Origin of the sequence: Brevibacillus sp. SKDU10 (genome assembly GCF_001645205.1) — a bacterium.
Lineage (GTDB): Bacteria > Bacillota > Bacilli > Brevibacillales > Brevibacillaceae > Brevibacillus_B > Brevibacillus_B halotolerans.
On record NZ_LSSO01000135.1, the window covers coordinates 46,629 to 71,026 of the forward strand.

Here is a 24,398-nt window from a genome sequence, read left to right on the forward strand (position 1 = left end):
ATCCGATTTTTCGCATCTTTTCTCATTGACTTTTATTTCTGCTCTTCTTAAAATAAGTGAGAAACTTTTTAATTACAATGATGAGAAACTTGCTTGTATGACTACATGTAAGTGGCGAAATTTTCAAAAGAGATGATCAGATGTGCATTTCTTTTTTTCGTTCGCCCCCTATCCGTTGGATGGGGGGTTTTGTGTTTGCAAAAAATCGATGTAAGGAGAAAGGAAGGCAACAAAAATGCTTAAGTATGCTCTGTTGGTTTTTTTAGGGGCTTGTAGCTATGGAGGCTTGTCGACCATTATTAAGCTAGGCATGAAGGAAGGCTTTCAGGTAAGTCAGCTAGTAGGAAGTCAATTTTTTATTGGATGGTTACTGTTGATCCTTCTGACATTGCTGTTTAATAGAAAGCGTGTGCCTGTACGCTCTATTTTGCAATTAATAGTAGGCGGATTTGCATTAAGTGGCACCACCATCTTTTATAATTTGTCTGTAGCCGAATTACCTGCGTCGATTGCGGTAGTCCTATTATTTCAGTTTACGTGGATTGGCGTCCTATTAGAAGCTATCGTGGATCGGAAAAAGCCCAGCAAGGAAAAGATATTTTCCATCGTTGTATTGCTTATGGGAACAGCTCTTGCAGGAGGATTACTAGAGCGTGGATTTGAATCACTTTCGTTAGCTGGTATCCTATATGGGTTATTATCAGCGGTGACATTTGCGCTCTATATTTTTGCTAGTGGTCGATTGGGCTTGGATGTTCCCGTGTTTACAAAAAGCTTAACGATGGTTACAACGGCTGTGATTGTTGTATTTACGGTGTTTTCCCCATCCTTCTTAGTGGATGGAGCTTTAGGGCAGGGTCTGTGGATGTATGGATTGGCGCTGTCTTCCTTAGGTATAATTATTCCCGTTGTTTTTTTCTCGATAGGAGTACCAAAGGTTGGTTCTGGATTGGGGACGATTCTTGGTGCAGCAGAACTTCCAGCCGCAGTGATTGCCTCTGTAACCGTATTAGGAGAACATGTAAGCACGTTCCAATGGAGTGGTATTCTGCTGATTTTATTGGGAATCGCTATACCTCCTTTGATGCTAAATAAGCAAAAGAGTCGGCAGGCAAAAGCTGCTGTTCATTAAAAAGGAAGTACATTATATATTCTATAGCTTTTTTCTTCAGCTAAACGAACCTCTAAACGAAATTCTTTTGGCAGGAATTGTTTGGTGCAAAGCAGCCACTTTATACTATCATGGTAGAGTGGCTGTTTTGTATCTGTGGTTCAATTTTGGAAAGCAGGTGAATATACATGATACATCTAGACAAGCCAGATTATTTACAAACAGGCACTAAACGGCAAAAGCAAGCATTTATTGTGTTACAGGAGCTTGATTTGTTTAAACAGCTGTCTTCCTACGATCCGGTACTGGCAGGGACGATTCCACTTGGAATTGAGATAGCGACAAGTGATCTCGACATTATTTGTCAGGTGGATGATTCCGATCTGGATCTGTTTACACAGCAGGCTGTAAAGGCGTATGGAGATTGTGCAAATTTTCAACTGGAGTTTGTAGATGAACTACGAGGAGGAAGAGCCATCGTTCTATCGTTCTCTTATCAAGAGTGGCCCATTGAAATTTTTGGTCAATCGATACCTGTACGACAACAGAATGCATATCGACATATGATTGTTGAAGAACGGCTGCTGCATTTGGCAAAGGACTCGGCACGTGCTGATATTCAATTTTTGAAGGAACAGGGATATAAGACGGAGCCTGCTTTTGTTCACTATTTTCAACTGGGTGGGGATGAACCCTATGAGCGTATGCTAGAGCTTTACGACTGCACAGACAGCCAACTGCTTAAGCTCATACACCCATCAAAAAGAACCGAGGGCAGTTACTAATTAGATGCTGCATTTTTTCGGGTCAGAAACTTTTTTTTGACTTAATCGTCTAAAAAGGTGGAGAGAGGAAAGAAATCTGGAGGTAATATATGGCTCAAGCCAAGAAGAAAAAAAAGAAAAAACAAGTAAATAAATGGATATTGCTTATTATTGGATTTGCTGTCTTTTTAATTTTATCCGTCATCGGAGGTTACTTCGCTCTCTTATATGCGGGCGGTAAAATGGTGGAGATGGATGAAAATAAATTAAGAGACATTAAACTGGAAGCAACCAAAATAATGGATGTGAACGGTAAAGAGCTATCCAAATTATATGTCCTAGAGGATCGTGAATACGTCACAATCGACAAAGTGCCTAAAAAGTTGGTGCAAGCATTTGTGGCTGTAGAAGATAAACGCTTTTTTGAGCACAATGGTGTAGATATGATCCGGATCGGTGGAGCGATTTGGAAGGATATTCGAGCAGGTAGCGCAGTTGAAGGAGCAAGTACAATAACCCAACAGCTAGCGAAAAATGTGTTTCTCTCTCATGAAAAAACGTTCTGGCGAAAAACGAAAGAGGTTAGTATTGCCATTAACCTAGAGAACAGATTCACGAAAGATCAGATTATGGAGATGTATCTAAATAAAATTTATTTAGGTCATGGTGCTTATGGAATTAAGGCTGCGGCTAATTATTATTTCGGTAAAGAAAAGGCAGAACACCTGGATACTTTAACGACTTCTGAAATTGCTCAGTTAGCGGCGATTCCAAAGGGACCGTCCATTTATTCTCCATTTAACAATCCGGCTAAATCGAAAGAACGCCGTGATACGATCATTCGTTTAATGGCCGAACAAGGAATCATTACGGTGCAGGAAAAAGAGGCTGCTCAACAAGAACCGCTTCCTACTAAAAAAGTCACCGAGGGCAATTCATATCAGGCATTCCTTGATTACGTAGTTGATGAGGCCGAAGAACGCTATGGCATTGCTGAAAATGAGCTATATAGCGGAGGATATCAAATCTATACGACGCTAAATACCGATGTACAGGATGCAATGGTGAAGAATTTTGCTAATGCTAAGAATTTCCCGAAGGATGGAAGCACCAATCAGGTCGATGCCGGAATGGTAGTTCTCGATGCTAAAACCGGTGGTATTGCCGGCATTGTAGGTGGCCGGAACTATGTGCACAAGGGCTGGAATAATGCGCTGAGTCTGCATCAGCCGGGTTCATCCTTTAAACCATTAGCTGTTTTTGCACCAGCGTTAGATACGGGGAAATGGCATGCAGGCTCTCAGTTAAGTAACAAACGTCAAAGCTTTAATGGCTATGAGCCAAGGAACTGGAATAACCAATACAGCGAATCCATACGTATGGATAAAGCTGTTCAGATGTCACTCAATGTTCCTACGGTCTGGTTGTTAAATGAAATTGGAATTGATAATTCCTTGAAGTACATCAAGGATTTTGGTATTTCGCTTGATCCGACCGATCGTAATTTATCCATTGCATTGGGTGGTTTGCATAAAGGAACATCACCACTGCGAATGGCACAAGCGTATACAGCATTTACAAATGGCGGTGTAGTAAAAGAAGCACATGCTATTGATAAAATTAAAGACCTCAGAACAGGGAAAGAAGAGATTAGACCTGTAAAAGAAACACAAGTTATTTCACCTAATGCCGCTTGGGAAATGCACGAATTGCTGCGTAATGCTGTTCAAAGCGGTACGGGTACCAGTGCGAAAATGAAAAATTGGCCTGTAGCAGGTAAAACGGGGACCACGCAATCAGCCCTAAGCTCCAAGGCAAACAAGGATGCTTGGTTTGTTGGATATAACCCTAGGTATATCGGCTCCATCTGGATGGGCTTTCCAAAAGAGGATAAGGGCCACATTATGTATGATGGCAGCAGCAAGACGGCGCGTATGTTTAGCATCGTAATGCAGGAAGCGTTAAAGAATGAAAAACCACTGGATTTTGAACGACCAAATGGAGTAAGCGAACGTCACGAGGTAGAAGAGAATCAGGAAGTAGCAACCACACCACCTGCTCTGTCTGTTCGACTTACCATTGAAGGCTCTCAGCCAGTAGCCTTATTAATGTGGGATGATGCTAACGAAAAAACGACGGGTTATGATGTAATGCGTTATTTGAATAATCCTGAGTCGGCCGAAAAGATATCATCCAAGCAAAGTGGTAAAACCTTTGTTGATCAGGTTAAGGAAGGCGTCTTATACAAATACTTTGTTGTACCTTATGATGAAAATGGTAACCCTGGAAGCCCATCTAATATTGGAGAAGTAAATACCAAACAATTAGAAGAGCTTCTGCAAAATGGTGAAAATCAGCATGAGGAGAACAATAGCGGAGATAACCAAAACTCAACCGAGGGTGATCAATCTCCGAATAACGGTTCAAATGGACCTTCTGAGCAAGAAGGCCATGGCAACACTGATAACAGTGGCAATAGCAATTCAAGCGGCAATAACGGAGGAAATAATCAGGACAACGGACAAGGGCATGGACAGGTAAATGGCTCTTCAGGCAACGGTGCTGATCCCAATGCCAGTCAAAGACCAGCCGACATCCCAGACCCTAATCAATCAACTGATCCCTCCCAGTAAGGAACAGGTAATTAACAGAGACTATAGTAAGATGAATGATAGAAACTAACGAACAAAGATTGAAAAAGGCAACCGTAGCATAGGACGGTTGCCTTTCTTCATAAGCAAGGTATCCTATTCCATTTCATATAGTTAGATTGACAAGATTATGACTATTTTCACAGACTGCAGTGCGTGTTAGAATGGTGATATAAGTTTTGTTGATAACTCGGAATGACTTGGAATGGTTCATACAACGAAACTGTAAATGAAAAACTGGAGGGATTCATGTGTCTACCTTTTCTCAAAAGGATTTGCAATCTTACTTCCAGGAAAAACTGGAACACGCGAAAGTTCACTTTGAACGGGCTCTTGACTGTAAACATACAGAGTTTGATGATTTATATCCATATATGAATGAACAGCCGCAATTTTTCTGGTATAAGCGATATGTAGCTTGGTCAGAGCTACTCACGGTAGTGAAGATGGCGGAGGAGCTTCATGTAGAATGGAAAACCTGTTTTTCTGCCAATCAGATCGAGTTTATTGAAGGGCGTGTCCTTCAAGGCAAAGTATTGGATCATTGGCATCCCGAAGAGGAAAGAGAAGTTGAAGAGGTAAGCCAGCTAGAAGAATAGCTGATACAGCTTTACAGAAGGATATATAAAACGCGTAGCAATGATGTTGCGCGTTTTTTTATTTTTGTAAGACTGTACCTATATAGAAAAAAGAGCCCCCAACAAGTGGAGGCTAATGACCAGTTTTTTAAAAAGAGGGTAAAAAAGAGAGAATTTTTACAGCAAGTAATTATCCGAAAATTACTGTGCTTTTAAAAACTTCACCTTTTGTTGCAGATTGGATACCAGTTGCTGGTGTTGTAGTATCTGTTACTTGAATAGGAGCAGATACTGGAGTAAAGATAGAGAAATTTACTACTTCACCTTTTGTAGTGTCACTAGTAAATTCAGTTGGTACAACAACAGATGCAGGTGCAACTGTTTGTGGTGCTACCTGAACGTTAAAGAATGTTTGTGGTGCCATTGTTTCGTTTTTTGTTGCGTTCTCCTCAGCAGCAAATGCAGAAGACGCAGAGAATACACAGGCTAGTACAGTCATGCCTAAAATTAATTGTTTTTTCATAGAGTCCACCTATCCTTCCAAAAGTACATATATTTTTTGTATTGACCAGTCAGCACAAAAGTCCTTCAGCAATTATTATTTTACTCCTTTTATTTGATTTGTAAAGTAGTTATCTGCTGAAAAAGTGCTGTTCAATAAATTTTAAAATTTTGTAAAATATACAATCCATCATATATTATAAGTAAGTAATGGGAAATATATACTGGTTAAAACTAGTTAACACATAAATACTTGGATTTTTATTGTTTACTTAGGAAATTTTACACTAATTTTGAGAAAATGAAACAGCTTGAGTGCAAGAAAGTGCAAGTAACTATTCCCAATTTGTTAGTTGTTTTATTTTTCAGATAAATAGGATCGTTATATCTTTATATTTGAAATATTTTTGACATTATGGTGATCATATACAAAAAAAGCAACCATTCCAAAAGAATGATTGCTTCGCTTATGACTTTATTCGGTAAATAAGAATGATAAGTAGAAGTTAGTCTATTCAGCTTTAGATGATTAATTTGTGGGTGCTATTGGCTTACAAAGAGCCTCTGCGCGGAAGATGCATTGTCCGCGATTGGAAAAGCGTTCTTCATACTCAGTCATCACATTCGTTGCAGCCTGTTCGGATGAATGAAGATCAAATGTGATATGGCGTAATTGAAACAGTTCGTTAGCGAATTGATTGAGAGAGAATTCAAACAGATGTTGATTATCTGTTTTTAAATGAATTTCTCCATCTTGTTTCAGCACAGCTCGATATTGACGCAAAAAGGAGAAATGCGTCAGACGGCGTTTGCTGTGACGTTTTTTCGGCCAAGGATCACTAAAGTTTAAGTAAATCCGATCTAATTCCTCTTGCTCAAACAGTTCTGTAATTTTGAAAGCATCAAATTGAACCAATTTTAAATTAGGAATTTCCTTTTGTTCCGTACGTTGGGCTGTGCGATACAGCACTTCTGCTTTTAACTCGATTGCGATAAAGTTGATTGAGGGAAAGCGAGCTGCCAATGTATTAATAAAACGTCCTTTACCACTGCCAATCTCAACATGAATCGGATTGTTATTGCCAAAGCAGTCTGACCATTTTCCCTTATATTGACTAGGATTATCTACATAGGTTGGAAATTGGCGCAGCATATCTTCTGCACCAGGGATATTGCGTAAACGCATAAAAACCTCCTTGCGAGCATTTGCAATTCATCGGGTCTAACTCTTCTACTTTATTATGCATGGACGTTGGTTTCAAGTTAATTTTGTTGCCATTCTTTTTGTTCCAGATGAAAAAGACTCCCTTTTCATAGGGGAGTCCGGATATCAACGTTAGATTTTTAATACGCCGCCAGTTGATGCATTGGTGACTAGCTTAGAATAACGAGCAAGATAGCCCGTTTTTACTTTTGGTTCGAATCCTGCCCAGCTTTCTTTGCGTTGTGCCATTTCCTCGTCAGAAATTTCTAGCTGTATGGTACGTGCTTCCATATCTATGCTGATGATATCCCCATCATGGATAAATGCAATCGGTCCGGCTTCGGCTGCTTCGGGGGAAACGTGACCAATGCTAATTCCTCGGGAAGCGCCGGAGAAACGTCCGTCTGTTACGAGAGCTACCTTAGTACCAAGCCCCATCCCGACAATCTGAGAAGTGGGTGCAAGCATCTCCGGCATACCTGGTCCGCCTTTTGGTCCTTCATAACGAATAACCACAACATGTCCTTCTTTAATTTTTCCGTTTGCGATGCCTTCTAAAGCTTCCTCTTGAGAGTCGAAGCAAATAGCTGGCCCTACATGTTTTTTAATGGAAGGGTCCACGGCTCCTGTTTTAATGATGGAGCCTTCTGGAGCTATATTTCCAAACAGAACAGCAAGTCCCCCGCGTTCACTGTAAGGTTTATCAAGAGGATGTATCACAGCTTCATCTAAAATCGTTGCTTCAGCTGCATTCTCACGCAGTGTCTTACCAGTTACAGTAATGCGATCAGGATGCAGGATTCCTTCACGTTTCATTAGCTCCCGTAAAATGGCCGATACGCCGCCAGCATTGTGGCAATCCTCGATATGATAATCGGAGGCAGGAGCTAACTTGCATAGGTGTGGTGCGCGTTCAGCTACCTGATTGATTCTTTCCATCGGATATTCAAAGCCGGCTTCATGGGCGAGCGCTAATGTATGCAGAACAGTATTTGTAGACCCGCCCATCGCCATATCCAAAGCAAAGGCATCATCTAGTGCATCCTTTGTAACAATATCGCGCATTTTGATATCATGTTTAATTAAGTGCATTAGGGCACTTGCAGTAGATTTAACAAGTTCACGACGTTCAGGAGAGGTAGCCAAAATTGTGCCGTTTCCTGGGAGGGCAATTCCCAATGCTTCAGCCAAGCAGTTCATTGAATTAGCTGTAAACATGCCTGAACAGGAACCGCAGCTTGGACAGCCATATTGTTCTAATTCCAACAGCTTATCATCATCAATCAGGCCTGCTTGATGGGCTCCTACGCCTTCAAAAACGGAAGAGAGGGAGATTGAGCGTCCATCGCTAGTTTTCCCCGCTTTCATTGGACCACCTGTGACAAAAATGGTGGGAATATTAACACGTAAAGCTCCCATAATCATGCCTGGTGTAATTTTGTCACAATTCGGAATACAGATGAGACCATCAAACCAATGAGCCGAAACCACTGTTTCTAAACTATCAGCAATCAATTCTCGGCTTGGCAAAGAATACCTCATCCCGATATGTCCCATGGCAATTCCGTCATCTACTCCAATTGTGTTAAACTCAAAAGGAACACCGCCTGCTTCACGAACGGCTTCTTTTACTATCTTGCCAAACTCTTGCAAATGGACGTGGCCAGGAATAATATCTATATAAGAGTTGCAGATGGCAATAAACGGTTTATCGAAATCCTCGTCCCGTACACCTGCCGCTCGTAGTAAACTCCGATGAGGAGCCCGGTCAAAGCCTTTTTTGATCATATCGCTTCTTTGTCTCATGTCGCCTATCCTCCAGTATGGTTCAGATATCGTAAGAGTTATTTCATTGGGAATGAAGCCGTACGACAACACCCTATCCAAGTATTTTCACTATTGTAGCACTACACGAAAGCATGAAACAAGCAAAATGATCTGAACATTTGTTCATTTCGGACAAGAAAAAATTGACAAAGAGTGAAATTGACTCAGCCTGCTGCTCGTATATTTAAGAGGAGGGATCTTTATAATGAAGAAGTTACCAAAAATAGTTAGAGAGTGGCTACCCATAATAGCTATTGCTCTTGTGCTGAGCTTTACAATTCGTACGTTTGTGGTTCAAGCTGTTTATGTTCCATCTACGTCTATGGTTCCTACCCTGCAAGTGAATGATCGTCTTTTCATTGAGAAAATATCCAATCCAGAAAACTTTCAATATGGTGATATTGTTGTGTTTTCCCCACCAATTCAGGGAAATAAGGACTTGTTTATTAAACGCTTGGTTGGAAAAGGAGGAGATACCATCGAGATAAAACAAGGTTTCTTGTATCGCAACGGTGTAAAGATAGAGGAACCATACTTAAAAGAAGCGATGAATTATGATTTCGCTCCTGTCCATGTACCCCCAGACCACTACTTTTTTTTGGGAGATAATCGGAACGGTAGTTTTGATTCACATTTATGGCCAACACCATTTGTTGAAAAAAAAGCAGTGGTAGGTAAAGGTATCTTTTTATACTATCCGTTTAATCATATGCGAATCATGTAAAAAAACATGTGAAACAGAAGAGAAAGCTCGTGAAACAGCAGCTGGTTTCGCGGGCTTTTATTTTGATTGTTTTAGTATAATTATTCATCATTTTGTATAATATATTCAGTTTAATTTTATTTGATGTCTGCATAAACATTGTAATAGCCCAATACATAAACGCTTTTGCGTATGAAAGCAATGAATAAACGCGTAATTTTTAAAAAATTCAGATATACTAAAAACAGTGTTTCCAGGTGATACAATAACAACGAAACAAATCTGATTGTAACAAGTTCTACATATTTGATGGAAGGAAGGGGATCAGATTGGGTACTCAAGGTAAAAAAGCTAATCGGATCGTCTATTTGATTCCCCTGTTAGCAACTTTGTTATGGGGAAGTAATTTCTTGATTGGCAAAAATATTTTACATCATGTCCCGCCATTTACTCTTAGTTTTTTACGTTGGTCTTTTGCTCTTATCGTACTATTACCTTTTACATGGAAGTTATTGCGTGAAAATTGGCAATTTTATCTGAAGTTTTGGAAAGAAGTAGTAGTGATGGGCTTCTTGGGAATTGCTTTATTTACGGGATTGGTATATTGGGGGATGGAGCATACCAACACGGTCAATGCATCTTTACTTTCATCCTTATCGCCAATCTTTATCACTGTCGTTGCTTACTTTATGCTGCATGAGAGAATTACTAGCAACCAAGTAATTGGTATTCTTTTATCGTTGCTGGGAGTTTTGTGGATCGTCAGCAAAGGACACATTGGAACCTTTGCTGAAATTCGATTAAATAATGGCGATATCGTATTGATTTTAAGTAATGTTCTGATGGCCATTTATTCGGTTATGCTTCGTAAAACAGCAGACAAGCTACCGGGGTTGATCGGCTTTACTTTGGTTGTCTTTGCAGGTGTAATTACTACAGTGCCGTTGATGATGCTGGAGCTAAGCTATCGCCCTGTTCAGTTATTCCTCTGGGAAAATCTATGGTCAATTGCTTACTTAGGTATCTTCTCGTCGGTAATTGCTTTCTTTTGCTGGACGAAGTCAGTCCACTTTTTAGGACCAACAAAAGCTTCACCGTTTATGAATGTAGTGCCGGTTTTTGCTACCTTATTTGCTGTATTGTTTTTAAGAGAGGAATTGCTCTTGTCTCAAATAGTAGGCGGGGTGCTTGTGCTATTGGGTGTCTATTGGTCCTCGCGTCCAAAAAAAAGTCTTGCCTCGATTTCAAGCACGAATCCGCAGGTGCAGGAGTTAAAATTATAACCTTGTATGAATAAAGGAATTAAATTACAAACTATACTCTAGCTATCTCAGATAGGCGGTCTTGATCCGAGGCATTTTCGGAACAGAGATTGCCTGTTTTTCTATTCAGGGATAGGAATACCACATTTGGATATGCCTGCTTTTGTTTCTACTGCTTTTTTTGTATGATCGTAGAAGGTCATTGCCTATACCAATATGTCAGGATAGTAAAGGGGGCTTTATTAGATGCAGGAGGAGTGGCAACAAATTATGACGGAGGGCACCGATGAAGAACGTGAAATTCTTCGTTTAGCCCTACAAGCAATTAAGCAGAAGCGTGAGCGAAATAGTGCCTATCTATCTGGTTTCTTAGGATTACAAGGAGCCTTTATTGATGAAAGAACCTATCAATTTGAAGTTCCGATCACTCCATATATGCATAACTCCCTCAAGATTGTGCATGGTGGTGTTACGGCCACATTAATCGATAATACGATGGGGTCTTTGATCAATAAGGTAATGGCTGAAGAGGGAAAGGCTGCTGTTACGAGCGATTTGCAAATACGTTATCTACGTCCTGGTAAAGGTCAGAAGCTAAAGTCAGTTGCTAAATTGATTCATCGAGGTGGACTAATGGCCGTAATGGAGGGGGCTGTCTATGACGATCAGGATCGGCTAATTGCACATGGGACTGGAACCTTTGTCATCATTGACCGAGGAAGAATCTAGCTTATCCAAATAGAAAGTCTTGAATAAAGATATAGATTTGAAGATGAACAGATACAGAGTGAGGAGAATTAGCCATGCTAGAAATTGCAAAAGAGGCAGCACTTACAGCGGGAGCTTATTTAAAGCAACGTTTTTCACAACAATTGTTCCCTGAATTGGAATCGCACAATGATGTCAAGCTAGTAGAAGATAGAGAGAGTGAAAGCCGCATTATTGAAGTAATTCACCGCCACTTTCCCGATCATTCTATTTACTCTGAAGAAATCGGTATGATTAGTCGAGGTGACGAGTACTTATGGGTGATTGATCCAATGGACGGAACCAATAATTTCTTTGTGGGACATCCTTATTTCTCTGTTTCGATTGCGCTAGAGCACCGTGGAGAGCTGCTAGTAGGAGTGGTATACAATCCGGTAGCCGACCAATTATTTTGGGCAGAGAAGGGCAAAGGAGCCTATTTAAATGGCACCCCTATGCGTGTCAGTAATAAAAATGCACTCGCCCGTGCGACAGGTTCTTACGTGCGAGGCAGAGAGGCATTGACAAAAGAGCAAGAAATAGAGACCACTAGAGATTTGTTCCTACACACGAAACGTTTAATGAGAAATTATTCTCCTGCGCTAGATTTTTGTTTGCTGGCAAATGGCTGGCTTGATTACATTGTAATGGAAAAAACCAACATGATGGATGTGGCGGCTGGCGTCTTAATTGCACAAGAGGCAGGGGCGAAAATGACTGGTTGGTGTGCAGAAGCATTTACATATGAAGCTTATCATCCCGAATTACTGGTTAGCATGATTGTGAGTGGGGGAGCGCTGCAAGATGAGCTATGCAATATGATGCGAGATTATTGTTAGCTGTTTTTTTTCTTGAAAAGATTGCCAAAACCCCTAATTTCTGATTACAATACGGAAGGAATTCTTCCACAAATTAAGGGGGAGAGCTATGCCAAGATATAAGCGTGTACTGGTCAAATTAAGTGGTGGTGCTGTAGCTGGAGACAAAGGATTTGGTTTTGATCCAGATAGGCTGACACACATTGCGGATGAAGTAGAGGCATTGTTACGGTTAGGCGTGGAGGTAGCTATCGTCATTGGTGGAGGCAATATTTTTAGAGGGAATATGGCCAATGAATGGGGGATTGGCCGTGTGGAAGCGGATAATATCGGAACGATGGCAACTGTTATTAACAGTCTTATGCTCAGAGGTGTGTTGAACAACAGAACGGATCATGAGGTACGCGTGATGACTGCTAATCCAATTAATTCAGTTGCCGAGCCATATATTCGTCTGCGAGCGTTGCATCATTTAGAGAAAGGACATGTCATTATCTTTGCTGGCGGAAATGGTCAGCCTTATGTTACAACAGATTATCCTGCCGTACAGCGTGCTTTAGAAATGGAAGCTGATGCTATCCTTGTTGCCAAGCATGGGGTAGATGGTGTACTCAATGGAGACCCGCGCATTTTGGCAAAAACAAAGCTGTATGAATCGCTTTCCTATGATGATGTGATTCGTCAGGGATTGAAGGTAATGGATCAATCTGCCATCATTTTGGCGCGTGATTATACTCTGCCTATCCATGTTTTTAATTTTGATAAGAAGCATGTCATGAAGCGGATTTGTGAAGGTGAGAATCTAGGAACACTGGTTTCGGATCAGGTTGGTACTGTACTTTCATCTCATTAAAAAGGAAAGACGGGCTTTTTGCCGAATCTTTCTTTATAAAGGAAAGAAGAACCTCCTGTACATAGCGGGAGGTTTTCCTACACTCACTTATAATGAATCGGTTATTTATTATAAGTAAGAAAACTTTGAATCATCTGCAAAAAATACAGCGCTTACAACCAGAAAAGGTAGAGGGGAGAATAACATGAATTTGAATCAAACAGGAGTACGAATTGAACAGCAGCTCCAATTTTTAAGAGAAATTGATCAAATGAAGCATATCTACCGACAGACCTTACTTTTGAATGGCTCTAGGCGTGAAAATGATGCTGAGCATTCATGGCATGTAGCGATGTTAGCAACGGTTTTGCAAGAGCATGCTAGTGGTACAGAGGTAGATTTGCTACGAGTGATAAAAATGCTGTTATTGCATGATATTGTAGAGATTGATGCGGGAGATACATATGTGTACGATGATCGGGGGTATCTTGACAAAGAGGCACGAGAGAGGGCTGCTGCTGATCGAATCTATGCCTTATTACCTAACGATCAGGAGGTAGAGTTTAAGGGCTTATGGGAAGAATTTGAACAAAGGATTACTCCGGAGGCCCGATTTGCTGTTGCTCTCGATCGGTTTCAACCCTTGTTGTTTAATTATTACACGGAAGGGGCCACCTGGAAAACCAATCATATTACAAGGGATCAGGTGATTAAGCGAGTGAAGCAACCAATTCAGGAGGGGTCTGAATCACTTTGGACATATGCTGAAGAGCTGATTAACAGTGCGGTAGAAAAGGGGTATCTACTAGCGTAATAGATCAAGAAAGACCGTAGAGGAATCGCTCTACGGTCTTTTCTTACATCAGATGCTTATTTTGTTTTTGTTTCAGGAGCTTTTGGTTTTGCCTCAGGAGCTTTTGGTTTAGCTTCAGCAGCTTTGTCTTTTGCTTCAGCCGCTTTTTCTTTTGCTTCCAGGGCTTCCATTTCAGCTTCAAATGCTTTCATTTCTTCTTGTTGTGCTTGTACTTCTTTAATGAGCTTATGGAAGAAGCCTTTTTCATCAAAGTTTTTGATGGCTTCTTTATCTTTAGCTAGATCAGCGAAATTAACCACGTCGTTTTTGCTAGGAACTACGAATGGTGTTGCTTTGCCAAAGTTCCATTGGTAGCTATCGCCAATGAAGCCAAATGTAATTGGAGTTGCATCTTTCGCTGTAGCATTTGGATCTTTCATAGTAACATCAATTGTTACAGTAGAACGTACTGGCAATTTATCCTTATCGATCCAGTAGTCTAATTTCAGCTTCAGGTTTTGTAGACCGCCTTCTGTTTTAGCTAGCTCTACTAGTTTTTCAGGGCTGTTTTCTTTTTCAAAATCAGCAATGCCTACTTTTGCAGCAGCGATCATTAAGTCCACTTGATCAGTGGCATTTTTACGATACTCTTCGTCTTTTAGAAGAGTTTTCTTCGCTTCAATAGCTTTATCTGAGAACTTGGTAGCCATTGTGGTCAAATCAATAGCAAAAGAGCGAACCTCTGGATTAACTGTTGCATCTTTTGCAATGTAGTAAGCAAGTTCAATCAGGTTTTTCGTATCTAGCTCAATGATCAGGTGGGTTGCTTTTAATTCCTCACCGTTTGGTAATTTAACTGTTTCTTCGCCTTTGTTTTGTACAGAGGAGCCTTTAAAGTCGAAGCCCTTGATATATCTGTTAGCGAATTTCATTGAAAGGTTGTTTACATCTTCGCTGAATTTTTTCACAAGCTCCGGATCTACGTTATTTGTTTCAGCTAATTGCATATCTTGTGCATATTTCAAATATTTCTTATCGATAGGGGATTTCACATAGATATCTTGTTTATCTACGATCATTTCAATCGATGCTTTGTCTTTACCTTCCCATACTTTGTGGTCGCGTAAAGCTTTATCGTTGTTTAGAGACATTGTTAGTTTAGAACTTGCAGTGTCGCCTTTCACGCCTTCAAACGAAATGCCTTCTTTTATGCTTTCTAGAATTCCTACTTGTTCGTCTGTTAACGCCTTTTGTTTTTTCAAAACTTCATCAAAATTCCCAGTTAGTTTAAAGGAACCAGCAAGATTGTAGCTTCCTTTTTCCATACTATTTACGGTTGCATCTCGAAGTAGTGTCCCATCGGTTGAGCATCCTGTCATTACTAAAACAGATGATGCCAATACAGCAGCCCCTACAGTTGTTTTTTTCATCAAAAAAGCACCTCTTTTCAAATTGGGTAGTCATGGATGAATATTCTAGGTTGTAAAATAATTTCCTTCAAAAGGTTATACGCATGAGAATGCAGATGGTTTCGAATTTTGTTCAAAAAATTGAATTGACGCCTCTGTTTGCACTTTTCGTGATAAAATGGATGACGTACCCTTCTGTGCAACAATAGGAAGCAGAAGGACGAGGAGTAAAAGTAAATTCCTCAATATCGCTTCTCTGAAGTTTATCGGGAAAAGCAGCCAGTGACACAGTGAAAAAGACAGAAAAGCCAGCTTTTCTAAATTAACAGAGGAAGAGAGGACTAGTAGAGATGGCTAGTTTGTTTGAACGTCTAAAGAAATTTTGGCAAGAAATGATGGAAGTAGAGGTAGAAGTACATGAGCAGGATGATAATCGGGAAGCTAAACACGTTCCTATAGATGAAGAGCAACCGATAGAATTTGTTAGCCGTCAACCGAGGCAGACTTCTTCTACGAGGGCACGCACCAAAAATATTTACCCACGGAATCATAACGAGCAGGAGTTAAACGAGTTCATGGAAAGAACGCGTCCCCGATTCTTCCGATTTCCTGTAGTGCCGGACAGTGAGTTTGAAAAGCAGAGGAAAACGAAAAGGCGTTTAACTGATATTGCTTCCGATAAGATACCATCCCAGTATCAGCGCAATCAGAGTCAAAGTGAGCAGGGGCTGTGGGATTCCAGAGAAAGCAGGAACAATACAGATTATGCTTTTACACAACAGGAACGAATTGCGTCGGAATCAGAAGGCCGGCAGAGATGGAAAGCGGGTTCTTTAGAACAGCCTGTGACAGATAGCTACGCTCAACGAGGACAAAAGGAATCCGATTCACGCTACAGTAGACATTCCTCTCATGCTGCTTATCAGGAAGAGCATATGCCTAGCTCAACCTCAGGGGATAGTTACAATCAATCTGAGCCGAACAGCTTTAAAAAGCCTTTTGCACCTACAGAGCTGTTCTCACCGATCTATGGGAAAATTAAAGAAGGGGATAACACGGTTAAAAAGGAACAGATTCGACAAGCCCGAATTAACGAGGACGGGCAGATTGTGATTGTAACGGTGGATGAACCGGTTCGGGAAGCAGAACATGAGGAGCATGAAAAGCCAGAAGTCGATTCTTTAAGAGAACAGGCTGCTGCTTTGGCAGCTCAACGATTGCAAGCAGCAAGGCAAGGTAAAACGTCTGAGCTAAGCGTACAAGAGAAAGTATATCGTACAGAACTGGAAGCAGCAGAAATTAGTAAACCTGAGGCAGTTTTTGAGCAAGCAGAACCAGAAGTGTCAGAGGCTGTTGAACCAGAGATATTGGAACAAGCAGAACCAGAAGTGCCAGAAGCCGTTAAGCCAGAGGCAGTTTTTGAGCAAGCAGAACCGGTAATGTCAGAGGCTGTTGAACCAGAGATATTGGAACAAGCAGAACCGGAACTGTCAGAGGCTGTTGAACCAGAGACAGTGGAACAAGCAGAACCAGAAGTGCCAGAAGCCGTTAAGCCAGAGGCAGTTTTTGAGCAAGCAGAACCGGAAATGTCAGAGGCTGTTGAACCAGAGATATTGGAACAAGCAGAACCAGAAGTGTCAGAGGCTGTTGAACCAGAGACAGTGGAACAAGCTGAATCAGAAGTACCAGAGGCAGTTAAACCAGAAATAGCGGCCTATGAGCAGCCGGATACGCCAGCAGTTTCTAGCGGGCTAGTAGATTTTGAGCAACAGGAGCTAAAAAATATTGTTTCCGTTCGAAATGAAACGAGTGGGGAAGTCCATGCCGGGGATATAGTGCTCAAACAGGAGCATGTACACAACCTTTCCATCTCGGATGAGGAGAAAACGGTAGAGGAAAAGCAACCAGTCTTACCTATTCCCTTTTCCTATGTAGCAGCAAAAGAGGATAGTACCATTGATGAGGCCCATATAGACCGAGTAGAACAGGTACAAACAGTGGAGGAGCCGAAGACAACAGCGATATCTTCTGTTCAACCAGAAGAGCCTGTTTTTCCAGCAGCGCAACCAACAGAGTCCGAGCTAGTAGGAGAAGCATCCCTACAGATATCGCCTAATGCTTCTCAAAATCATTCGGAAAAGCTGACATCTAGAGAAGATTTACCCGAAGAACCACCAATGTATGAATTTCCGTCGACCTCGCTATTAACTCCTACTGAGGCTTTAACCGAGGATGATTACGAACATACATTGGAGCAAAAGAATCTACTAGAGGAAACGCTAAGTAACTTCAACGTAAATGCAAATATAGTGAATATAGTCAAAGGTCCGTCAGTAACACGCTTTGAGTTACAACCGGCACCTGGGGTTAAAGTCAATAAAATTACTGGTCTTTCGGATGATATTAAATTAAATTTGGCTGCTAAGGATATTCGGATTGAAGCTCCTATTCCTGGACGAAATGCGGTCGGCATAGAGGTTCCAAATAACAAAAGCGAGCCGGTCTTTATCCGCCGTATACTGGATTCAGAGAAATTCAAGAACCATCCTTCACCTCTTGCTATAGCGCTTGGAATGGATATTGGTGGAGAGCCGATCGTAGCTGATATTAAAAAAATGCCACACGGTTTGGTGGCAGGGGCTACTGGATCAGGGAAAAGTGTTTGTATCAATTCGATTATTATTAGTTTGCTATTTAAGTCCACACCAGAACAAGTACGATTGTTGCTGATTGACCCGAAAATGGTGGAATTGGCCCCCTATAATAATCTACCGCATTTGGTTACTCCTGTTGTTACAGATGCTAAACAAGCAACAGCGTCTCTTAAATGGGCTGTAGAAGAGATGGAAAAACGGTATGCTCTGTTTGTTGAGGCTGGTGTTCGGGATATTGAACGCTACAACCAAACGACAGATGATGAATTACCGTATATTGTCATTATTATAGATGAGCTAGCCGATTTGATGATGGTCTCTCCGCAGGACGTTGAGGACTGTATCATCCGTATTGCTCAAAAGGCGCGAGCTTGCGGTATTCATTTATTGCTTGCTACGCAGCGACCATCTGTAGATATCATCACTGGGAATATCAAGGCTAACGTTCCTACACGTCTTGCGTTTGCTGTGTTCTCGCAAATTGATTCCCGGACGATTTTGGATCAAAGTGGAGCAGAAAGATTACTTGGAAGAGGGGACATGCTCTTTTTAGAAAGCGGAGCGGCTCCGATTCGTTTACAAGGAAATTATGTCAATGATGACGAAATTGATGCAGTGACATCTGTAATCAAGAAACAACGCAAGCCAGAATATATTTTTACTAGGGAAGAATTAGAGGCTCAGGTCTCATCCATTGAGATGGGAGATGACCCACTATTCCATGAAGCACTTGTTTTTGTAGCCGAACAAGGGCAGGCATCGGCATCAAGCTTACAGCGCAGATTCCGTATCGGATACAATCGTGCCGCCCGTTTAATTGAAATGATGGAGGCTAGCGGTTACGTTGCAGGACAAAATGGAGGGAAGCCCCGTACAGTGCTAATTACGGCAGAGGATGCCCAAGCGTTAGGGGAAGGAAGTAATTTATTTTAGTGGTTCATAAAAAAAGCGGCCAACTATTAGGAGGTTGTGAAATGGAAGTGAATCATGATCAAAAGTCGTACCAGCTTGTTAACGACCAACTGGCGCTATTTAATGAAGAGTACTATCTTTCTGTATGGCGTATCTCGATTCCTACAACTCAAGACGTGACAACCGCTGAACGATTTAACACACTGTTTGCTTTTGAAGATCTTGATATCGAGCTTTCGGTAGATGTATCGGAGGAAGCGAAGGGAATCTGGTACTATCAACTGCTGGTGCCGGCCATGCTGACAACTCCCGATGCCGCTATGAGACGCATGGAAAAAGGAACAAAAGCTCTATCTGAATATCTAACGCAGCACAACATGCTAACTGAGTATGAGGTTTTACAAAGACAGCAAATATTTCATTACCTCAAACGCTACAATCCAGGTGTAACCATCGAGGTACAGTAAACAAGAGAATGCTTCAAAGGTATCCAACAGTGATCTGCTTCCAAGGAAGGGATCACTGTTTTTTTGGAAGGGAAAAATAGTTACAGCGGCCAATAAATCAGTTATACTTAATAAAAATAGAACATGGTTTCACTAGGTGGAACGACCGTGAGAAGGAAGGGAATAGTCATGGAAGAACCCAAGACAACCGTTCGTAGCGTAGAAAGGGCTTTAGATGTCCTTCTTTGTTTTACGGATGCAACGGAATTAGGATTAAGTGAAATCGCTGCTCGGATTGGTTTGCATAAAAGTACTGTACATCGGTTGTTGGCCGCACTTGAAAGCAAGGGATTTTTACAACGCAACGTTCAAACTGAAAAGTACCGTTTGGGATTTCGCGTGTGGGAGTTATCAGCTAATTTGACCCGGGAGGATGATCCGGCCGTCATTTTATTGCCAGAGATGGAAAAATTGCGCGACCTATTAGGAGAAACGGTGAGCCTGTATGTCATAGACGGGCTTGAGCGCATTCGCATTCAGGCAGTGCAAAGCAATCAACCGATTAGAAGAGTGGCTCCCGTGGGGGCTAAAATGTCATTGGCGGTAGGAGCTTCCAGTAAGGTACTGGTGGCTTTTGCAGATCAAAGGCTGCTGCAAGAACTATTGACGTCTCCGAATTGGCCTGATTCGGTAGAGAAGCATCAATATCAAGAACAGCTAAAACAGATTAAGCAAGTCGGATTTGCCACCAGTAGTGAAGAACGGGAGGTAGGAGCGGCAGCGGTGTCTGCCCCCATTTATGACAAACAGGGAAAGGTATTTGCTGCTCTATCTGTTTCTGGCCCATCAAGCCGATTAACGGAAGAGAAGATGAAGGAAATTGCTGCTCCCATCATGCATGCAGCCTTTCGGATGGGGAAAATGCTTATGTAGGCATAAAAAAGACTCGAGTATTATTAGCTCGAGTCTTTCTTATTAGTTGGAGACAGAAAAAGTACAGGATTATCGCTTTTTAGGAGCATCGCGCATCGATTTGTTTATTTGTTTCCAGCGATTCTTTTCTGCCGCTTGTGCCTGTCTGTTCTCTTTACGTGCTAGAAAGGCTAGCTCACGCTGTAGCTTTACATAGTTTTGATAGCGCTTGTCTGTGAGCGTTCCATCCTCCAATGCAGCTTTAATAGCGCATCCTGGTTCAGTTGTATGCCTGCAATCGTAGAAGCGACAGCGTTCTGCCAGTTCCTCTATATCTTTAAAGGTATCTGCTAAGCCTTCATTGGAATCCCAAAGCTGGAGCTCGCGCATTCCAGGAGTATCAATCATTAGGCCTCCAGATGGCAACAAGAATAACTCGCGATGGGTGGTCGTATGCTTTCCTCGATCATCACCGCTGCGGACTTCCTGTACAACCTGAAGCTGTTGATTGCTTAATGCATTGACTAGTGAGGATTTTCCAACCCCAGATGATCCAAGTAAGGCAACGGTCTGCCCAGTTTGAACATAGGGGAGAAGCTGCTCCAATCCCTGATGAGCGGTAGTGCTAATCGCATAAATCGGTACTCCCAATGCTACCGATTCCACTTCAGCGATCTTGCTTTCAATATCCTCACATAAATCAGCTTTGCTAAGCACAATAACAGGATTAGCGCCAGATTCCCATGTGACCAGCAGATAACGCTCAATACGACGAAGATTAAAATCTAAATTAAGAGCATTAACTAAAAATACAGTATTTACGTTGGCTGCAACGATTTGTTCTTCGAGAGCATTGCCAGCCGCTTTACGTGAAAACTTACTTTGCCGTGGTAAAATAGCATGAATCGTAGCTTTTTGCTCTTCCCAGCGAGGCTGCATGACGACCCAATCGCCTATTGCTGGATAATCTTCTCGATCAAAAGCCTGATACCGCATTTTTCCGCTAATTTCAGCCAGTAGCTCGCCGCCTTCAGTCATGACGCGATAGATACGTTTATGCTCTAAGGTAACTCGGCCTACAATACATGTAGGATCAGAATATGCTGCAAAATGTTGTTCAAAGTATTGATTCCAGCCTAATGTTTTGAGATCCAAAGTAGGACTCCTCCTCTAATCATGTATAAAGCTTTAGACATGACCACAGAAGAATCCGGTTTTAGGAAATATGCCCATGTTAACAGGATTCTCTGCGATCCCCACCAACAATTTGATTTTTGACAATGCTATTTCTCATAGTACACATCTCCTTTCTGGTAAAAGCAGTTTGTTTCCAACAACAGTTTACTACATTTTTCTTATAAAGGAAAAAGGAAGCTATGCCTTTTTTCAGAAAGTTACTGGAGCTTTTTTACTCCGTGGCATGAAGCAGTAAAAAATTGATTTTGCACCCTTTTTTCATGAAACCTTTGTATAAAAAAATCCCCCGCTTATCAGCAGGGGATTTAACAACTCTCAAGTATTATTTGCTTTCGTCAAATAATTGGCGAAGAACTGTTTGAAGGATACCACCATTTCGATAGTAGTCGATATCAACTGTGCTATCTAGACGAGCGATGGTTTCGAATTCAAATGTAGAGCCATCTTCGCGAGTACCTACAACCTTCAAGATCTGGCTTGGTTGAACATGGTCACTGAGGCCATGAATATCGAAGGTTTCGCGTCCTGTTAATCCTAGTGTATGCCAGTTAGTACCTTCCAGGAATTGAAGCGGAAGTACGCCCATACCTACCAGGTTAGAGCGGTGAATACGCTCAAAGCTCTCAGCAATAACGGCTTTGACACCTAATAGGAATGTACCTTTTGCCGCCCAGTCACGGGAACTGCCAGTACCGTATTCCTTTCCAGCAATAACTACTAGGTTTTTGTTGTCAGCTTGATACTTCATAGATGCATCATAGATTGACATCACTTCATCGGTAGGAAGATACTTCGTTACTCCACCTTCAGTACCCGGAGCCACTTGGTTACGAATACGGATATTGGCAAACGTACCACGCATCATGACGTCATGAGACCCACGACGAGCACCATAGGAGTTGAAGTCCTTTCGTTCTACACCGTTTGCTTGCAGATAAACACCAGCAGGGCTAGTAGGTGTGATGTTACCGGCTGGAGAGATGTGGTCGGTTGTTACGGAATCACCAAGGAGTGCTAGGACGTTAGCGCCTTTGATTTCTCCAATATGACCAACTTCTTTTTCCAGATTTTTAAAGAATGGTGGTTCTTGAATGTAGGTAGACTTGCCATCCCACTCATACAGATCTCCAGTTGGAGCATCAATTTTGTTCCAGCGTTCATTTGCTGTAAATACATGCTCATATTCAGCACGGAACAAGTCTGGATTCGTCGCTTTTTTCATTGCTTCATCCAGTTCAGATGGAGTTGGCCAGATATCCTTTAGATATACAGGCTTACCATCGTTACCAATACCGATAGGCTCTGTAGTTAAATCGATATTTACTGTACCGGCTAATGCGTAGGCGATAACCAATGGAGGTGATGCTAAGTAGTTCGCTTTTACCTGCGCATGGATACGGCCCTCGAAGTTACGGTTACCAGATAGTACAGCCGCTACTGTCAGATCATTGTCAGCAATAGCCTGACTGGTCTCTGCAGGCAATGGACCGGAGTTACCGATGCAAGTCGTACAGCCAAAGCCTACAATATTAAAGCCAATTTTATTTAAAGAATCGATTAGTCCTGCATCTTCTAAGTATTGAGCCGCTACGCGAGAACCTGGTGCCAAGGAGCTCTTAACGAAAGCAGGTTTGGTTAATCCGCGTTCTACCGCTTTTTTCGCTACGATCCCTGCGGCCAGCATTACGCTAGGGTTAGACGTATTTGTACAGGAAGTAATTGCAGCAATCACCACGGAACCTGTTTTCAGCTCAGCTTTTTCCCCATTTTCATAGGTAACGTTAGCAGAAGCGTTGATTTTCTCTTCACTTAGTCCAAACCCGCCTTTTTCAATTGGAGTGCGGATGCTGGAGTTAAAGGATTCTTTCATACTAGTAAGTTCAATGCGATCTTGTGGACGTTTTGGTCCTGCAAGGCTTGGTACTACTGTAGATAAGTCAAGGGAGAGCGTTTCAGAATATACAGGCTCTTCTGTGTCATCTGTGCGGAACAAGCCCTGAGCTTTGGTATAGGTTTCAACTAGATTGATTAGCTCTTCACTGCGACCTGTTTGACGCATATAGTCTAGTGTCAGGTGATCCACCGGGAAGAAGCCCATTGTTGCACCGTACTCTGGAGCCATATTGGCAACGGTTGCACGGTCAGCAAGAGAAATATTAGATAGACCAGAACCGTAGAATTCAACGAACTTGCCTACAACGCCTTTTTTACGAAGCATTTGTGTGATGGTAAGAGCTAGATCAGTTGCGGTAGATCCTTCTTTTAAAGTACCAGTCAATTTAAAGCCAACGACCTCAGGAGTAACGAAGTAAAGCGGTTGTCCAAGCATACCAGCTTCTGCCTCGATACCACCGACACCCCAGCCAAGCACGCCTAATCCATTGATCATGGTAGTATGGGAATCCGTTCCTACCAAGGAATCTGGATAAGCAAATGTTTCACCATTCACTTCACGATTAGCCACTACAGATGCTAAGTACTCAAGATTAACCTGATGAACGATCCCTGTAGCTGGTGGCACGACACGGAAATTATCAAATGCTGTTTGGGCCCAACGCAGGAAGCGATAACGCTCCTCATTGCGTTCAAATTCTAAATCCATGTTCGTTGCCAAAGAATTAGCTGAACCGAATGAGTCAACCATAACGGAGTGGTCAATTACCAAATCCACTGGGACAAGTGGGTTGATACGACGCGGATCTCCGCCGTTATTCTTCATTGCCACTCGCATAGCAGCCAAGTCTACAACCGCAGGTACACCGGTAAAGTCTTGAAGAACGATACGGGCAGGCATTAGCGGAACCTCTTGATTACTGTCGCGGCCCTTCGTCCAGTTTGCGAGAGATGTAACATGCTCCTTAGTTATTGCACGATTATCAAATTGGCGAACAGCTGCTTCCAACAAGATTTTAATGGAGAAAGGTAATTTAGATACCTCACCGATTCCTTGCTCTTCCAAACCTTGCAAACGATAGTACTTATAGGTTTTGTCACCTACTTGCATGGACGATTTTACTTTGTACTCATCTTGAAAAGCCAAAAGAATAACCCCCTTCGAGCAAATAAATTCAACTGTT

Annotated in this window: 19 protein-coding genes; 13 read left to right on the forward strand and 6 right to left on the reverse strand. The window is 41.9% G+C overall.

Annotated elements, in window-relative coordinates; all coding sequences use genetic code 11:
- The first annotated feature begins 235 nt into the window (after positions 1–235).
- From AYJ08_RS08015 to AYJ08_RS08030, 4 genes are all read left to right on the forward strand, one after another.
- Complete coding sequence (locus tag AYJ08_RS08015) at positions 236–1,132, forward strand: EamA family transporter (RefSeq protein ID WP_064017275.1); 897 nt, start codon at positions 236–238, stop codon at positions 1,130–1,132.
- Positions 1,133–1,299: 167 nt separating this feature from the next.
- The gene (locus AYJ08_RS08020; RefSeq protein ID WP_064017276.1) at positions 1,300–1,896 is read left to right on the forward strand and encodes a DUF4269 domain-containing protein; all 597 of its coding nucleotides are present in this window, start codon (positions 1,300–1,302) and stop codon (positions 1,894–1,896) included.
- Between the two features lie 89 nt (positions 1,897–1,985).
- Positions 1,986–4,508 (forward strand): transglycosylase domain-containing protein, encoded by a 2,523-nt coding sequence (locus AYJ08_RS08025; RefSeq protein ID WP_064017277.1) that lies wholly within the window; start codon positions 1,986–1,988, stop codon positions 4,506–4,508.
- 269 nt (positions 4,509–4,777) lie between these two features.
- The gene (locus tag AYJ08_RS08030; protein ID WP_003334785.1) at positions 4,778–5,125 is read left to right on the forward strand and encodes a hypothetical protein; all 348 of its coding nucleotides are present in this window, start codon (positions 4,778–4,780) and stop codon (positions 5,123–5,125) included.
- Between the two features lie 169 nt (positions 5,126–5,294).
- Here AYJ08_RS08030 and AYJ08_RS08035 read toward each other — a convergent pair whose 3' ends face one another.
- The 3 genes from AYJ08_RS08035 to ilvD form a co-directional block, all read right to left on the reverse strand.
- Positions 5,295–5,627 (reverse strand): hypothetical protein, encoded by a 333-nt coding sequence (locus AYJ08_RS08035; RefSeq protein WP_031413080.1) that lies wholly within the window; start codon positions 5,625–5,627, stop codon positions 5,295–5,297.
- A 507-nt stretch (positions 5,628–6,134) separates the two neighbouring features.
- On the reverse strand, positions 6,135–6,791 hold the full coding sequence (gene trmB / locus AYJ08_RS08040) for a tRNA (guanosine(46)-N7)-methyltransferase TrmB (RefSeq protein ID WP_064017278.1): 657 nt from the start codon (positions 6,789–6,791) through the stop codon (positions 6,135–6,137).
- 150 nt (positions 6,792–6,941) lie between these two features.
- Positions 6,942–8,615, reverse strand: a complete 1,674-nt coding sequence (ilvD, locus tag AYJ08_RS08045; RefSeq protein WP_064017279.1) for a dihydroxy-acid dehydratase — start codon at positions 8,613–8,615, stop codon at positions 6,942–6,944.
- A gap of 226 nt (positions 8,616–8,841) precedes the next feature.
- Here ilvD and lepB point away from each other — a divergent pair, with 226 nt between their 5' ends.
- The 6 genes from lepB (at position 8,842) to AYJ08_RS08080 (ending at position 13,812) form a co-directional block, all read left to right on the forward strand.
- Positions 8,842–9,360: a signal peptidase I gene (lepB, locus tag AYJ08_RS08050; RefSeq protein ID WP_064017280.1), complete on the forward strand. Its 519-nt coding sequence runs from the start codon at positions 8,842–8,844 to the stop codon at positions 9,358–9,360.
- 308 nt (positions 9,361–9,668) lie between these two features.
- Positions 9,669–10,622 carry a DMT family transporter gene (locus AYJ08_RS08060; protein WP_064017282.1) on the forward strand — a complete coding sequence of 318 codons (954 nt, stop codon included), beginning with the start codon at positions 9,669–9,671 and terminating at the stop codon, positions 10,620–10,622.
- A gap of 225 nt (positions 10,623–10,847) precedes the next feature.
- On the forward strand, positions 10,848–11,330 hold the full coding sequence (locus AYJ08_RS08065; RefSeq protein ID WP_064017283.1) for a PaaI family thioesterase: 483 nt from the start codon (positions 10,848–10,850) through the stop codon (positions 11,328–11,330).
- 74 nt (positions 11,331–11,404) lie between these two features.
- Entirely contained in the window at positions 11,405–12,187 is a 783-nt protein-coding gene (locus tag AYJ08_RS08070; RefSeq protein WP_064017284.1) for an inositol monophosphatase family protein, read from the forward strand.
- 88 nt (positions 12,188–12,275) lie between these two features.
- On the forward strand, positions 12,276–13,019 hold the full coding sequence (gene pyrH, locus AYJ08_RS08075) for a UMP kinase (protein ID WP_064017285.1): 744 nt from the start codon (positions 12,276–12,278) through the stop codon (positions 13,017–13,019).
- A 184-nt stretch (positions 13,020–13,203) separates the two neighbouring features.
- Positions 13,204–13,812, forward strand: coding sequence for an HD domain-containing protein (locus AYJ08_RS08080; protein ID WP_064017286.1), 609 nt, complete (start codon positions 13,204–13,206; stop codon positions 13,810–13,812).
- A 56-nt stretch (positions 13,813–13,868) separates the two neighbouring features.
- Here AYJ08_RS08080 and AYJ08_RS08085 read toward each other — a convergent pair whose 3' ends face one another.
- The gene (locus AYJ08_RS08085) at positions 13,869–15,221 is read right to left on the reverse strand and encodes a hypothetical protein (RefSeq protein ID WP_064017287.1); all 1,353 of its coding nucleotides are present in this window, start codon (positions 15,219–15,221) and stop codon (positions 13,869–13,871) included.
- Between the two features lie 329 nt (positions 15,222–15,550).
- On the opposite strand from AYJ08_RS08085, the gene AYJ08_RS08090 reads away from it, so the two are divergent.
- The 3 genes from AYJ08_RS08090 (at position 15,551) to AYJ08_RS08100 (ending at position 20,145) form a co-directional block, all read left to right on the forward strand.
- Complete coding sequence (locus AYJ08_RS08090) at positions 15,551–18,787, forward strand: DNA translocase FtsK (protein WP_064017288.1); 3,237 nt, start codon at positions 15,551–15,553, stop codon at positions 18,785–18,787.
- 41 nt (positions 18,788–18,828) lie between these two features.
- The gene (locus tag AYJ08_RS08095) at positions 18,829–19,233 is read left to right on the forward strand and encodes a hypothetical protein (RefSeq protein WP_064017289.1); all 405 of its coding nucleotides are present in this window, start codon (positions 18,829–18,831) and stop codon (positions 19,231–19,233) included.
- 168 nt (positions 19,234–19,401) lie between these two features.
- Positions 19,402–20,145 carry an IclR family transcriptional regulator gene (locus AYJ08_RS08100; protein WP_064017290.1) on the forward strand — a complete coding sequence of 248 codons (744 nt, stop codon included), beginning with the start codon at positions 19,402–19,404 and terminating at the stop codon, positions 20,143–20,145.
- Positions 20,146–20,214: 69 nt separating this feature from the next.
- Here the strand turns inward: AYJ08_RS08100 and rsgA are convergent, their stop codons facing one another.
- On the reverse strand, positions 20,215–21,279 hold the full coding sequence (rsgA, locus tag AYJ08_RS08105; RefSeq protein ID WP_064017291.1) for a ribosome small subunit-dependent GTPase A: 1,065 nt from the start codon (positions 21,277–21,279) through the stop codon (positions 20,215–20,217).
- Between the two features lie 364 nt (positions 21,280–21,643).
- Positions 21,644–24,361, reverse strand: coding sequence for an aconitate hydratase AcnA (gene acnA, locus AYJ08_RS08115; RefSeq protein ID WP_064017293.1), 2,718 nt, complete (start codon positions 24,359–24,361; stop codon positions 21,644–21,646).
- Between the last annotated feature and the right edge of the window lie 37 nt (positions 24,362–24,398).

Bases quoted from the DNA above. Each gene is read 5' to 3' on its own strand.
- AYJ08_RS08085 (WP_064017287.1), bottom strand. From the start codon at position 15,221: ATGAAAAAAACAACTGTAGGGGCTGCTGTATTGGCATCATCTGTTTTA.
- AYJ08_RS08095 (WP_064017289.1), top strand. From the start codon at position 18,829: ATGGAAGTGAATCATGATCAAAAGTCGTACCAGCTTGTTAACGACCAA.
- AYJ08_RS08100 (WP_064017290.1), top strand. From the start codon at position 19,402: ATGGAAGAACCCAAGACAACCGTTCGTAGCGTAGAAAGGGCTTTAGAT.
- AYJ08_RS08065 (WP_064017283.1), top strand. From the start codon at position 10,848: ATGCAGGAGGAGTGGCAACAAATTATGACGGAGGGCACCGATGAAGAA.
- ilvD (WP_064017279.1), bottom strand. From the start codon at position 8,615: ATGAGACAAAGAAGCGATATGATCAAAAAAGGCTTTGACCGGGCTCCT.
- AYJ08_RS08020 (WP_064017276.1), top strand. From the start codon at position 1,300: ATGATACATCTAGACAAGCCAGATTATTTACAAACAGGCACTAAACGG.
- AYJ08_RS08035 (WP_031413080.1), bottom strand. From the start codon at position 5,627: ATGAAAAAACAATTAATTTTAGGCATGACTGTACTAGCCTGTGTATTC.
- pyrH (WP_064017285.1), top strand. From the start codon at position 12,276: ATGCCAAGATATAAGCGTGTACTGGTCAAATTAAGTGGTGGTGCTGTA.
- trmB (WP_064017278.1), bottom strand. From the start codon at position 6,791: ATGCGTTTACGCAATATCCCTGGTGCAGAAGATATGCTGCGCCAATTT.
- AYJ08_RS08015 (WP_064017275.1), top strand. From the start codon at position 236: ATGCTTAAGTATGCTCTGTTGGTTTTTTTAGGGGCTTGTAGCTATGGA.
- AYJ08_RS08070 (WP_064017284.1), top strand. From the start codon at position 11,405: ATGCTAGAAATTGCAAAAGAGGCAGCACTTACAGCGGGAGCTTATTTA.
- AYJ08_RS08090 (WP_064017288.1), top strand. From the start codon at position 15,551: ATGGCTAGTTTGTTTGAACGTCTAAAGAAATTTTGGCAAGAAATGATG.
- AYJ08_RS08080 (WP_064017286.1), top strand. From the start codon at position 13,204: ATGAATTTGAATCAAACAGGAGTACGAATTGAACAGCAGCTCCAATTT.
- AYJ08_RS08025 (WP_064017277.1), top strand. From the start codon at position 1,986: ATGGCTCAAGCCAAGAAGAAAAAAAAGAAAAAACAAGTAAATAAATGG.
- lepB (WP_064017280.1), top strand. From the start codon at position 8,842: ATGAAGAAGTTACCAAAAATAGTTAGAGAGTGGCTACCCATAATAGCT.